The 13063-nt window shown below is 55.9% G+C and carries 10 protein-coding genes; 2 read left to right on the forward strand and 8 right to left on the reverse strand.

From position 1 onward, the window contains the following. Nucleotides 1-92 precede the first annotated feature (92 nt). Nucleotides 93-2024 carry a methyl-accepting chemotaxis protein gene (locus QMG44_RS14270; RefSeq protein WP_047355591.1) on the forward strand — a complete coding sequence of 644 codons (1932 nt, stop codon included), beginning with the start codon at nucleotides 93-95 and terminating at the stop codon, nucleotides 2022-2024. Here the strand turns inward: QMG44_RS14270 and QMG44_RS14275 are convergent. After that, nucleotides 2021-3643, reverse strand: a complete 1623-nt coding sequence (locus tag QMG44_RS14275; protein ID WP_025206252.1) for an isovaleryl-CoA dehydrogenase — start codon at nucleotides 3641-3643, stop codon at nucleotides 2021-2023. The genes QMG44_RS14270 and QMG44_RS14275 overlap by 4 nt on opposite strands. 195 nt (nucleotides 3644-3838) lie before the next feature. On the opposite strand from QMG44_RS14275, the gene QMG44_RS14280 reads away from it, so the two are divergent. Beyond that, entirely contained in the window at nucleotides 3839-5113 is a 1275-nt protein-coding gene (locus tag QMG44_RS14280) for an MFS transporter (RefSeq protein WP_050737598.1), read from the forward strand. A gap of 67 nt (nucleotides 5114-5180) precedes the next feature. Here QMG44_RS14280 and rlmB read toward each other — a convergent pair whose 3' ends face one another. The 7 genes from rlmB to hflK all read right to left on the reverse strand — a co-directional run bounded on the left by rlmB (nucleotide 5181) and on the right by hflK (nucleotide 13024). Beyond that, nucleotides 5181-5915, reverse strand: coding sequence for a 23S rRNA (guanosine(2251)-2'-O)-methyltransferase RlmB (gene rlmB, locus QMG44_RS14285; RefSeq protein WP_014168319.1), 735 nt, complete (start codon nucleotides 5913-5915; stop codon nucleotides 5181-5183). A gap of 69 nt (nucleotides 5916-5984) precedes the next feature. Continuing rightward, a complete protein-coding gene (rnr, locus tag QMG44_RS14290; protein ID WP_041162388.1) occupies nucleotides 5985-8426 on the reverse strand; it encodes a ribonuclease R in 2442 nt (813 codons plus the stop codon). A gap of 38 nt (nucleotides 8427-8464) precedes the next feature. Next, nucleotides 8465-8890 (reverse strand): nitric oxide-sensing transcriptional repressor NsrR, encoded by a 426-nt coding sequence (nsrR, locus tag QMG44_RS14295; RefSeq protein ID WP_014168317.1) that lies wholly within the window; start codon nucleotides 8888-8890, stop codon nucleotides 8465-8467. Between the two features lie 192 nt (nucleotides 8891-9082). Beyond that, a complete protein-coding gene (locus tag QMG44_RS14300) occupies nucleotides 9083-10381 on the reverse strand; it encodes an adenylosuccinate synthase (protein WP_025206256.1) in 1299 nt (432 codons plus the stop codon). Nucleotides 10382-10485: 104 nt separating this feature from the next. Continuing rightward, nucleotides 10486-10683, reverse strand: coding sequence for a DUF2065 domain-containing protein (locus QMG44_RS14305; RefSeq protein ID WP_014168315.1), 198 nt, complete (start codon nucleotides 10681-10683; stop codon nucleotides 10486-10488). Nucleotides 10684-10754: 71 nt separating this feature from the next. Then, on the reverse strand, nucleotides 10755-11759 hold the full coding sequence (gene hflC, locus QMG44_RS14310; RefSeq protein ID WP_014168314.1) for a protease modulator HflC: 1005 nt from the start codon (nucleotides 11757-11759) through the stop codon (nucleotides 10755-10757). A 2-nt stretch (nucleotides 11760-11761) separates the two neighbouring features. Beyond that, nucleotides 11762-13024 carry an FtsH protease activity modulator HflK gene (gene hflK / locus QMG44_RS14315; RefSeq protein ID WP_014168313.1) on the reverse strand — a complete coding sequence of 421 codons (1263 nt, stop codon included), beginning with the start codon at nucleotides 13022-13024 and terminating at the stop codon, nucleotides 11762-11764. Nucleotides 13025-13063 lie beyond the last annotated feature (39 nt).

The following is a 13063-nucleotide window of genomic DNA, read 5'->3' on the forward strand; positions in this document are numbered from 1 at the left end:
AACAATTAAATAACATTTTGTTACACTAAACCAGTAAACGTTATCTCTGCTCTGCCGTTGAAAAGCCATACCTTTTCAATGATGAGCAATTTATGATCAACTTTTTCCGTCGTGCAGGTCTGGGTGCAAAGCTGTCGCTGCTTACCGGTGCCAGTGTCGCCATCCTGTTTCTGTTTTTCACTTTTCTGCTCAGCCAAAAAGCCAGCCAGCAGCTTGAAGCCCTCGCGATAGAAGACCTGCATAATCAGTCCACCGGCATGGTCGATATGGTGCAGATGTTTAACACCAGCCTGAGTGAAGAGGTCGAGAGTTATACCCGGCTGTTTACCACCTTTTTGCCCCAGCCACTGAGCGTTGATAACACTCAAACCCAGACGATTAACGGGATTAACGTTCCGCTCCTGAAAGGAGGGGAAACCGGGCTACATGAAAACAATACCCTTTCAGACGATTTTCTGAGCCGGACAGGGGCAATCTCGACCCTGTTTGTGCGTAGCGGTAACGACTTTGTGCGCGTCGCCACATCGCTGCGCAAAGAGAACGGCGAGCGGGCAATGGGCACCGTTCTGGATACCACCAGCCCGGCCTTTGCCGCCGTTACCCGGGGCGAGGTTTATCGCGGTCTGGCGCTGCTGTTCGGCAAGCGCTACATCACCCAATACCAGCCGGTTAAAAACGCAGACGGCCAGGTCATTGCAATCATCTTTGTAGGTGTGGACATCACTCACTCCTGGAACGTCATGCGCGAGAAAATCCTCAACCGTCGACTGGGCGAGAGCGGTCACTTCTTTGTTCTGGACCGCAGCCATGGCAAAACGCGCGGGCAGTATCTGTTCCACACCAGCGCGGAGGGAAAAGTACCGGAGTGGGATAGCGCTATCCAGCAACAGCTGTTGAGTGATAAATCCGGCACGCTGGAGCGCGTCAGTGCCGATGGTCGCACGCTGACCATGGCGTATACGCCACTGCCAGGCTGGAACTGGGCCATTGTCGGCGAAGTGGATAAATCGGTACTGCTCTCAAGCGTGACCGCCATGCGCGACCGCTTCCTGCTGGCAGGGGTGGTGCTGTCAGTGCTCTTCGCAGGTCTGTTTGTGGTCATTATACGACGCATACTGACACGCCCATTGCGCAATGTGATCCACCTGGCCCGACAGTATGCCGCAGGCGATCTGCGCTCCAGCCTGCCCGTGACCCGCCAGGATGAGGTCGGTCAGCTCATCGATGCCATTAACGGTATTGGAGGGGGACTGCAGAAAATTGTTCTACAGGTGCGCGAGGCCGCAGCGGAGATCCATATGGGCACCAACGCGCTGGCATCCGATAGCGAAGAAATCTCCGGGCAGATTAACAAGCAGGCCAGCAGTGTAGAAGAGACGTCTGCCAGCATGGAGCAACTGGCCGCGACCGTGCAGCAAAATGCCGCCAACATGGAACAAACGCAGCAACTGGTAGGCGAAACGTCGCGCGCGGTACACCAGGGCGGTGAGACGGTCACCCACGCTGTCGCTACCATGGATGATATTCGCGAAGCATCAAAGCGAATCGAAGACATCACGCGCGTGATTGAATCCATCGCTTTTCAGACCAACATTCTGGCGCTTAACGCAGCGGTTGAAGCAGCCCGCGCAGGCGAGCACGGAAAAGGTTTTGCGGTGGTGGCGCAGGAAGTACGCGCGCTGGCAGGACGCAGTGCCAACGCGGTGAAGGAGATTGAACAGCTCATCGGTGATACGCTTAGAAAAGTCAGCGAAGGCCATGCGCTGTCTGAACAAACGCGTCTGGCGATGGATTCCATCATCGTGCATATCGATAACATCAACAAGCTGGTCACGGAGATTAACCATGCGTCCCGCGAGCAATCCGCGGGAATAGGCCAGGTTAATCTGGCCATGACCCACATTGGCGAAGCGTCGCACATCAACGCCGACCGCGTCCTACGCAGCGAACAAACCGCACACACGCTGCGTGAGAAAGGCTCACACCTCACCCAACTGGTGAGCCTGTTCCAGCTAAAGAGTTAGCCAACCCTGCCCGTGGCACGCAACAGCAGGTCATTTTGCACCTGCTCGCTCATCAGCGTACCGCCACGGGTATCAAGCATCATGCGGCACCACGCCTGCGCCACGGGTGGCGATGCGTGCCGCAGCATCTGACTTCCGGCCCCCAGCAGGAAAAGCTGCTGCGTAATCTCCCGCCCCTGCGCCTCCTGCGGTTTTCGCAGTTTTTGCTGAAGCTGACGCCAGCTGCGATCGAAGTGCCTGTCCTGCCCTTTTACCTGGGCAAAATCATCCACAAGCAGGTCGAGGATGCCGGATTGCTTCGTCAGAACACGCAGAACGTCCAGGCACATAATATTGCCGGACCCTTCCCAGATGCTGTTCACGGGCATCTCACGGTACAAACGGGGAAGCTCACTCTCCTCGCAGTAGCCTGTGCCGCCGAGCACTTCCATGGCTTCCGCCGCAAACGGGATACCCGCTTTGCAGACGCTGTATTTCGCCGCGGGGGTGAAAAGCCGTGCCCAGGCGGCCTCCTGAGGATCGGCACGCCTGTCCCACGCCCGGGCCAGACGGAACAACAGTGCCGTCTGGCCCTCCAGCATCAGCGCCATGCGGCTCAGCACATCGCGCATGAGCGGCTGGTCGATAAGGTTTTTACCAAACGTCTGGCGTTGATGCGCATGGTAAAGCGCCACGGATAAAGCCCGACGCATCAGCCCATGACTGCCCAGCGCGCAGTCAAACCGCGTCAGGCCGCCCATTCGGAGGATCTGGCGTACCCCTTCTCCTTCCTCCCCCAGCAGCCAGCCGGACGCATCCAGGAATTCCGCTTCGCTGCTGGCGTTAGAGCGGTTGCCGAGCTTCTCTTTCAGCCGCTCCAGACGTACGGCATTGCGTTGCCCGTCAGGCAAAAAGCGTGGAACAAAAAAGCAGGACAGCCCCCCTTTCGCCTGGGCCAGCACCAGATGCGCATCGCTTTGCGGCACAGAGAAAAACCATTTATGCCCGATAAGCCGGTAGCTGCCGTCACTGCACTTTTCCGCTTTGGTGGTATTGCTGAGTACGTCCGAGCCGCCCTGTTTTTCTGTCATCCCCATGCCAATCAGCAGGCCGCGCTTTTGCGCCCCTGGGGCAAGATGAGGATCGTAACGATCGCTCATTAACGGCGTGATCCAGTCACGGAACGGCTCGGGCAGCGCCTGTTGCAGCAGCGGTGTAGCAGCAAAGGTCATGGTGACAGGGCAAAGCGTGCCCGCTTCTACCTGAGCGTGCAGGACAAAACGTGCAGCTCTGGCGACAAACGCGCCTTTGCGCGCCTCCTCTTCCCACGCCAGGTTATGGACACGGTTGGCGCAAAGTCCCTGCATTAAGAGGTGCCATGCGGGATGAAAGCGAACATCATCCAGTCGCTCCCCGGTGGCGTCATAGCGTAATAACTCCGGCGGATTAACGTTCGCCAGCCTGCCCAGTTCCAGCGATTCCGCGGTTCCTAACTGCTGGCCGATGCTGGCAAGAAGCTCGATATCCCACTCGGCGCCTTCGCGAACAACCGCGTCACGCAGAGCGCAATCAGAGAGGAAAAGGTTGCTGTTTGAGAGCGGTGCAGGTTGATTAAAAACGGTATGGGTCTGCCAGTGCATGCTGTCTCCCTCCTTCAGTGGCAATGAAGATAAGTATGGACAGGCCACGTGCACGCTGCATGGGAGTGAGGTCACACGATGACGATCCCGCTGATATCATTCGTGAAATAGCTCACAGAACATAAGAATAAACTATTTCGCGCATTCGCTTTTGTTGAATAATTTATTCTTACCCCCCTTTCAGTGAGGAACGTTATGCAACCGGATGTGCATAAGCGTGCATTAATTGCAGGCTCCATTGGTAACTTTATCGAGTGGTATGAGTTTGCGGTCTATGGTTTTCTGGCGACCGTAATTGCGAAGAACTTCTTCCAGCTTGAGGGGGACGCGGGGCTGACCAGCCTGATCCTCACCTACGCTTCCTTTGCCATCGCCTTCTTCTTCCGCCCGCTGGGCGCGGTTGTGTTTGGCAGAATAGGTGACCGGATAGGCCGAAAACCGACGCTGATTATTGTACTGGTGCTGATGACGCTGGCCACCGCCGCAATCGGTATTGTGCCGGTCTATGCCAGCATCGGCATTGCCGCCCCGCTGATTATCACGCTGCTGCGCATCCTGCAGGGATTGTTCGCCGGTGGTGAGTATGGCGGCGCCGTCTCGCTGATGACCGAGTTTGCCCCACGCGGCAAGCGGGGCCTCTACGGTGCATGGCAGTCATTTACCGTCGCGCTGGGCCTGTTAGCAGGCGCTGGCATTGTCGCACTGCTCTCTGCCCTTCTGACACCGGAAGCCCTGCATGACTGGGGCTGGCGCATCCCGTTCTTCCTGGCATTACCGATGGGTGTGGTGGCGCTGTGGCTGCGGGTGAGTATGGAAGAGACGCCAAGCTTTGTGCAACAGCAGGAAAAGCCGGTTGCCGCTCAGGCTGATACCGTCGCCACGCTCAACGCCATTGTGATGGGCATTGGCCGGGTGATGGTCTGGTCAGCGGCGGGTTATACCTATCTGGTGATAATGCCCACCTATCTGCAGTCGGCGCTGCATACCGGGTTTAACCAGGCGCTGTTGATTGCGGTGATTTCGAATATCGGTTTTGCGCTGACGATTATTCCGTCCGGGATCCTGAGCGACAAAATCGGACGCCGCACGGTGATGATCGTCGCCACCACGTTGCTGCTGCTCCTTGCCCTGCCGCTGCTGAAGGTTTTACAGGCGGAGTCCAGCACGCTGGCCATCAAAGCGCTGGTGGTGCTGATTGCGGGTGGTCTGGTGGGGATGCTGGCAGGTCCCGGGCCGGCGATGCTCTCAGAGATGTTCCCGACGCGCGTACGGTATACCGGGCTTGGGCTGGCTTATTCCCTGTCGAACGCCCTTTTCTCGGGCTGTGCGGGGCTGATTATTACCGGGCTGATTAAAGAGACGGGCAACCTGGATATTCCGGCTTATTACGTCATGGCGACGGCGGTAGTGAGTATCTTCGCGCTAATGACGCTCAGGAAGGATGACCATTTGCGGTCACTGGAGGAGTGAGTTTTTCACCGTCTGGTGACTCTCCCACAGAAAATACGAAAGGCCGTCCTCAGGACGGCCTTGCTGTTTATTCCCCGCGCTGACGTACCGCTTCAAACAGGCAGATACCTGTTGCCACGGAGACGTTCAGAGACGACACGCTGCCCGCCATTGGAATGCTGATCAGCTCATCGCAATGCTCACGGGTCAGACGGCGCATACCTTCGCCCTCAGCACCCATCACCAGGGCCAGACGGCCGGTCATCTTGCTCTGATACAGAGTATGATCCGCTTCACCCGCGGTACCGACGATCCAGATATTCTCTTCCTGCAGCATACGCATGGTGCGCGCCAGGTTGGTGACGCGGATCAACGGTACGTTTTCCGCTGCGCCACAGGCCACTTTCTTCGCCGTCGCGTTAAGCTGTGCAGAGCGATCCCTCGGCACGATAACCGCATGAACACCTGCCGCATCTGCGCTTCGCAGACATGCGCCAAGGTTGTGCGGGTCGGTCACGCCGTCAAGGATCAGGAAGAATGGATTTTCCAGCCCGGCGATAAGATCCGGCAGATCGTTTTCCTGATACTGACGACCTGGCTTAACGCGGGCAATAATGCCCTGGTGAACGGCACCTTCACTTTTCTCATCCAGGAACTGGCGGTTCGCCAGCTGGATCACGACACCTTGTGCTTCCAGGGCGTGGATCAGCGGCATCAGACGTTTGTCTTCACGCCCTTTCAGAATAAACACTTCCTGAAAACGCTCCGGTGCGCGCTCCAGCAGGGCCTGCACCGCGTGGATGCCGTAAATCATTTCACTCATTGATGGTTCTCGTTCTGTCTTTTCTTTTCCCTCTCTCCGCAGGAGAGAGGGTCAGGTTGAGGGGGAGAATTACTCCGCCTGCTGTTTCTTCGCTGCGCGCTTTGCCCTGGTGGCAGCCGCAATTTTCTGCGTTTTGGTGGACGGCTTTTTCGCCTTCCGGGCCTCTTTCTTTGCGGCCTTCGGCTTCTGTTTCTTCTCACCGCGGAACGCGCTGTCTGGCTCGAAGTTTACCTTCTTACCCGCCTGACGACGTTTGCCACCGCTGTTGCCGTTGCCCCCTTTTTTCGTCTTTTCACGCGCCGTTTTACCCACATTACGCGGGGCACGCTCGCTGGAGATCAGGCTAAAGTCGATTTTACGGTCGTCCATATTAACGGCTTCGACCTTCACTTCCACGCGATCGCCAAGACGATAGGTCTGGCCGCCAGATTCGCCAATCAGGCGCTGCCCGACCTGGTCGAAACGGTAGTAGTCGTTATCCAGGCTGGAGACATGCACCAGACCGTCGATAAACAGTTCATCCAGACGGACGAAGAAACCAAAGCCGGTGACGCTGGCAATCACGCCTTTAAAGACGTTACCCACCTGGTCCAGCATAAAGTCACACTTCAGCCAGTCTGCCACGTCGCGCGTCGCTTCATCTGCACGACGTTCGGCCATGGAACAGTGCTGACCGAGTTGTAGCATCTCTTCCATTGAATAATGGTAGCCACCGGTTTCGGTCGTATTACCTTTATGACCCTGCTCCTGCGCCAGCAGATACTTGATCGCGCGGTGCAGGGAAAGGTCCGGATAACGACGGATCGGTGAGGTAAAGTGGGCGTAAGACTGCAGCGCCAGACCGAAGTGACCGCGGTTTTCCGGATCGTAAATCGCCTGCTTCATGGAACGCAGCAGCATGGTCTGCAGCATTTCCGCATCCGGGCGATCGCCAATCGACTCCAGCAATTCAGCATAATCACGCGGCTCTGGCTTGTTACCGCCAGGCAGTTCCAGACCCAGTTCAGCCAGCACGGAGCGGAACGCAGTGATGGCTTCGGTCGACGGTTTATCGTGAATACGGAACAGCGCAGGTTCTTTGGCTTTCTCAACGAAACGTGCCGCCGAGATGTTTGCCAGAATCATACACTCTTCAATCAGCTTATGGGCATCGTTACGCTGGGTCTGCTCAATACGTTCAATGCGGCGTTCAGCGTTAAAGATGAACTTCGCCTCTTCGCTCTCAAACGAGATCCCGCCGCGCTCTTCACGCGCCTGATCCAGCGTTTTGTAGAGGTTATGCAGCTCTTCGATGTGTTTCACCAGCGGCGCATACTGCTCACGCAGATCCTGATCGCCCTGCAGCATATGCCAGACCTTGGTGTAGGTCAGGCGCGCATGGGAGCTCATTACCGCTTCGTAGAATTTGTAACCCGTTAAGCGCCCTTTGGTGGAGATGGTCATCTCGCAGACCATGCACAGGCGGTCAACCTGCGGGTTCAGGGAGCACAGGCCGTTAGACAAGACTTCCGGCAGCATCGGGATTACCTGCGACGGGAAGTAGACCGACGTTCCACGGCTGCGCGCTTCGTTATCCAGCGGAGTATGCGGGCGCACGTAATAGCTTACGTCAGCGATGGCAACCCACAGACGCCAGCCGCCGCCGCGTTTTTTCTCGCAATAAACGGCATCATCGAAGTCGCGGGCATCTTCACCATCAATAGTCACCAGCGGCAGATCGCGCAGATCCACGCGGCCCACTTTGGACTCTTCCGGCACGTCTTCTTTCAGGCCGACAACCTGCTCTTCAACCGCTTTCGGCCAGACGTAAGGAATTTCATGAGTACGCAGCGCCATATCAACGGCCATGCCGGTGCCCATGTTATCGCCTAACACTTCGACGATTTTCCCGACCGCCTTGGTGCGTCGGGTAGGACGCTGGGTGAGTTCAACCACCACCACAAAGCCCATACGGGCACCCATCACCTCTTCAGGCGGGATCAGGATATCGAAGCTCAGGCGGCTGTCGTCCGGCACCACAAAGCCCACGCCAGCGTCGGTAAAGTAGCGGCCAACAATCTGGCTGGTTTTAGGGACCAGGACACGCACCACGCGCGCTTCGCGGCGGCCTTTACGGTCTGCGCCCAGCGGCTGCGCCAGGATCTGGTCACCGTGAATGCACATCTTCATCTGCTCAGAGGAAAGATAAAGATCGTCTTTACGGCCTTCTACGCGCAGGAAGCCATAGCCATCACGGTGGCCGATGACGGTGCCTTTCAGCAGGTCAAGACGTTCGGGAAGCGCATAGCACTGACGGCGGGTAAAGACCAGTTGCCCGTCGCGCTCCATCGCGCGCAGGCGGCGGCGAAGGGCTTCAATTTGCTCTTCACCTTCAATGTTTAATTCAACGGCAAGTTCTTCACGATTGGCGGGTTTTTCGCGTTTTGTTAAGTGTTCAATGATGAACTCGCGGCTGGGGATAGGATTCGCGTATTTTTCGGCTTCGCGTTCCTGGAAAGGATCATGTGACATATCGGTTCCTCCGTTGTCAGCTCCGGTGGAAATTTTCTTCATTCCACCAGCAATAATTTATAAAGTGGTTGATTCTCTTCTACCAAATCGGCCAGCGTGTAGTTATCCAGTTCCTTGAGAAAACTTTGCACGGCCAGAGAAAGTGCCTGTTTAAGGCGACAAGCGGGCGTAATGTGGCAGAACGCGCTGCTGCAGTTCACCAGAGACAACGGCTCCAGTTCACGTACCACATCCCCAACACGAATACTCTGCGCCGGTTTACCGAGACGGATCCCACCATTCTTCCCGCGGACGGCAGCAACGTATCCGGCACGACTAAGTTGATTGATTATTTTGACCATATGATTACGGGACACACCGTATACCTCTGTAACCTCAGAGATACTGGTCATTTTCCCATCGGGTAACGACGCCATGTAAATCAGCGCGCGTAAGCCGTAATCGGTGAAACTTGTTAACTGCACATCAACCTCAGGAAAAAGGGAAAACGCGGATAAACCGCACAGATATTCATTAATGATGATAAACCAGCCAGATAGTAAGCGGCTAATTTATTTGACAGACGGGGCGAAAAAGCGGAGATCGAGGAGCGTTCGCCGGATGGCGCGACGCGTATCCAGCCTGCGGGTTGTCCCGCAGGCCAGCAGTCACGAAGATTATGCGTCGAACGGGTCGCGCAGGATCATCGTTTCAGTACGATCAGGGCCGGTAGAGATAATGTCGATCGGCACTTCGGTCAGTTCTTCAATACGCTTGATGTAATTCAGTGCTGCCTGTGGCAGACCGCTACGCTCTTTCACACCGAACGTCGTTTCAGACCAGCCTGGCATGGTTTCGTAGATTGGCTCGATGCCTTTCCAGTCATCCGCAGCCAGCGGAGTGGTGGTCACTTCGCGACCATCAGGCATACGGTAGCCTACGCAGAGTTTCACCTCTTTCAGACCGTCCAGCACGTCCAGTTTGGTCAGGCAGAAACCAGACAGGGAGTTAATCTGTACTGCGCGACGCACGGCTACCACGTCCAGCCAGCCGGTACGACGACGACGACCGGTGGTCGCGCCAAACTCGTTACCCTGCTTGCACAGGAACTCGCCGGTTTCATCAAACAGCTCAGTCGGGAATGGACCCGCACCCACGCGAGTGGAGTAAGCTTTGATGATGCCCAGAACGTAATCCACATAACGTGGACCCAGACCAGAACCGGTCGCAACGCCACCTGCGGTGGTGTTAGAGGAGGTGACGTACGGATAGGTACCGTGGTCGATGTCCAGCAGCGTACCCTGCGCACCTTCGAACATGACGAAATCGCCACGCTTGCGCGCCTGGTCCAGCAGATCGGACACATCAACAACCATACCGGTCAGAATGTCAGCAATCGCCATGACGTCATCCAGCACTTTCTGGTAGTCAACAGCGTCAGCTTTATAGAAGTTCACCAGCTGGAAGTTGTGATATTCCATCACTTCTTTCAGTTTTTCAGCGAACGTCTCTTTATCAAACAGATCGCCCACGCGCAGACCGCGACGAGCAACTTTGTCTTCATAAGCCGGGCCGATACCACGACCGGTCGTGCCAATCGCTTTCGCGCCACGCGCTTTTTCGCGCGCTACGTCCAGCGCCACGTGATAATCAAGGATCAGCGGGCAGGCTTCGGAGAGCAGCAGACGCTCGCGAACGGGGATACCACGGTCTTCCAGACCTTTCATCTCTTTCATCAGAGCAGCCGGAGACAGCACAACGCCGTTACCGATGATGCTGGTGACGTTTTCGCGAAGAATGCCTGATGGAATAAGATGGAGGACGGTTTTTTCACCGTTGATTACGAGAGTATGGCCTGCGTTGTGACCGCCCTGGTAGCGTACAACATATTTAGCCCGTTCAGTCAGAAGATCAACAATCTTCCCTTTACCTTCGTCACCCCATTGGGTGCCCAGTACGACGACGTTGTTACCCATTTTTTTCAAAATCACCGTTTGCTTAAAAATGGATTCTACCATCGCTTTTTCAGATATACAGCACTTTTTGACCTCAAAATACGCCAAACCAGATTACTTTTTGATCAGCCAATCGTTTTCCTCAACATGTAGTAGATAACGATGCCGGCAACCACAAGTCCGCCCCCAAATCGACGCAAAATATTATCCGGCAACTGGCTCAGAGAGGCTATCATCCGACGCCATGCACGCGGATAAAGCATCGGTCCAAGGCCTTCCAGCACCAGAACCAGGGCCAGCGCAAGCCAAATCGTTGAATTCATTTTTCATCCTTATAAAAGAAAACCACCGCTCCGTTGAGAGCGGTGGTTTGAATACTCAAACTGGCCTGAGTTTATCGCGTTGCGTTAGCCGGCGTCTTCATGTAACGGAAGAAATCGCTGTCCGGGCTGAGCACCATCACATCCTGGTTGCTCTGGAAGCTGTTCTCGTAAGCACGCAGGCTACGGATAAAGGCGTAGAAGTCGGGATCCTGGCTGAAGGCATCGGCAAACAGTTTTGCCGCTTCGGCATCCCCTTCACCGCGCAGAATACGGCCCTGACGCTCAGATTCTGCCAGCGTCTTGGTCACTTCGTAATCCGCTGCCGCACGCAGTTTCTCCGCCTCTTCCTGACCTTGTGAACGATGACGACGGGCTACCGCTTCACGCTCGGCGCGCATACGGTTGTAAATCGCCTCGGACACTTCCGCTGGCAGGTTGATCTGCTTGATACGGACGTCGACCACTTCGATACCCAGAGCAGCCATACTGTTCGGGTTGATCACCGGCACTTTGCCGTTGGTTTCAGCCTGAACGCGTTCTGCCGCTTTGGCAATGGCATCATCCGCTGCCGGGGTGGTGACTTCGTCTTCGGTTCCTGCAGAACCGGAGTTCAGCGCATCACGCACTTCCAGCGTCAGACGACCACGGGAGTCGGTGACGATGTCTTTCACATCCAGACGACCAATCTCAGAGCGCAGACGGTCAGAGAACTTACGTTTCAACAGCACTTCCGCCTGAGAAACGTCGCCACCGCCCGTTGCCAGGTAGTAGCGGCTGAAATCACTGATACGCCATTTGATGTAGGAATCAACGATCAGGTCTTTCTTCTCTTTAGTCACGAAACGGTCGGCCTGGTTATCCATGGTCTGGATACGGGCGTCGAGCGTTTTCACCGATTCAATCAGTGGCATTTTAAAGTGCAGGCCCGGCTCAAACACCAGCGGCTTGTTCTCGCTGTCGCGCAGAACTTTACCAAAACGCAGGGTAATTCCACGCTCGCCCTCTTTCACCACAAAGATAGAGGTATAAAGCACGACCAATACGATGATGATGATCGCAATAACTGACTTACGCATCCTTATTCCCCCTGACGCTGGTAGTCGTTACGCTGCGCGTTAGCACGGCGTTGGTCCATAATGTCACCATCGTTCGAAGAAGGCGTGGTTGTGGCGCTTGAGCTACCGGATGCCGCAGGTGGCAGACGCAGCAGGTTGTTGGCACCGCTGGTATCCGCCTTTGCCGCCGGCGCCGAACCGCCTTTCAGCATCTGATCCAACGGCAGTACCATCAGGTTTCCACCTTTGCTGTCGTTAACCAGTACCTTACGCGTATGGCTCAGCACTTTTTCCATGGTCTCAATATAAAGACGTTCACGGGTAATCTCCGGAGCCGCTTTATATTCTGGCAAAATCTTCGCGAAACGCGCCACTTCACCCTGAGCTTCCAGGACGGTCTGAGTTTTATACGCACGCGCTTCTTCAAGAATACGCTGCGCCTGACCGTTAGCACGTGGCTGAACTTCGTTGGTGTACGCTTCCGCTTCACGGATGTACTGTTGTTCGTTTTCACGGGCGGCAATCGCGTCATCAAACGCGGCCTTCACCTCTTCCGGCGGACGAGCAGCCTGGAAGTTGACGTCCAGCAGGGTGATACCCATGTTGTACGGGCGAATGGTCTCTTCCAGCTCACGCTGGGTATCGCTACGAATAACGGTACGACCTTCGGTCAGAATGCGGTCCATGGTGTATTTACCGATCACACCGCGCAGCGCACTGTCTGTGGCCTGGCGCAGACTGTCATCTGCACTGGTCACGCTAAACAGGTAGTGCTGCGGATCGGTGACGCGGTACTGGACGTTCATCTCAACGCGCACAACGTTCTCGTCGGAGGTCAGCATCACGCCGGAGGCCGCCAGTTCACGCACAGACTCCACGTTCACCGCGGTCACGTCGTCAATGAAAGTCGGTTTCCAGTTCAGACCTGGCTCAACCAGATGGCTGAACTTCCCGAAACGGGTGACCACACCGCGTTCCGCTTCTTTAATGGTGTAGAACCCGCTGGCAGCCCAGATGATCACCACGGCAGCGGCAACAATGCCCACCACGCGGCCCCCTAACTGCGGGCGCGGCCCCTGAGTGGAACCCCCACCAGAGCCAGAACCTTTACCTCCGCCAAGGCCACCAAGCTTCTTGCTTAGCTTGCGGAAGATATCATCCAGATCCGGCGGCCCCTGCTCGCGACCACCTTTGTTGCCATTTCCCCCAGAGTTGCCGCCTTGATTATTGCTGCTTCCCCACGGGTCGCGGTCTTGTCCGTTATTACCGGGCTGATTCCACGCCATGTATATGCTCCATATTTGTTATGCAAGGGCGAATTATTC

Origin of the sequence: Enterobacter sp. 200527-13 (genome assembly GCF_027924865.1) — a bacterium.
Lineage (GTDB): Bacteria > Pseudomonadota > Gammaproteobacteria > Enterobacterales > Enterobacteriaceae > Enterobacter > Enterobacter ludwigii.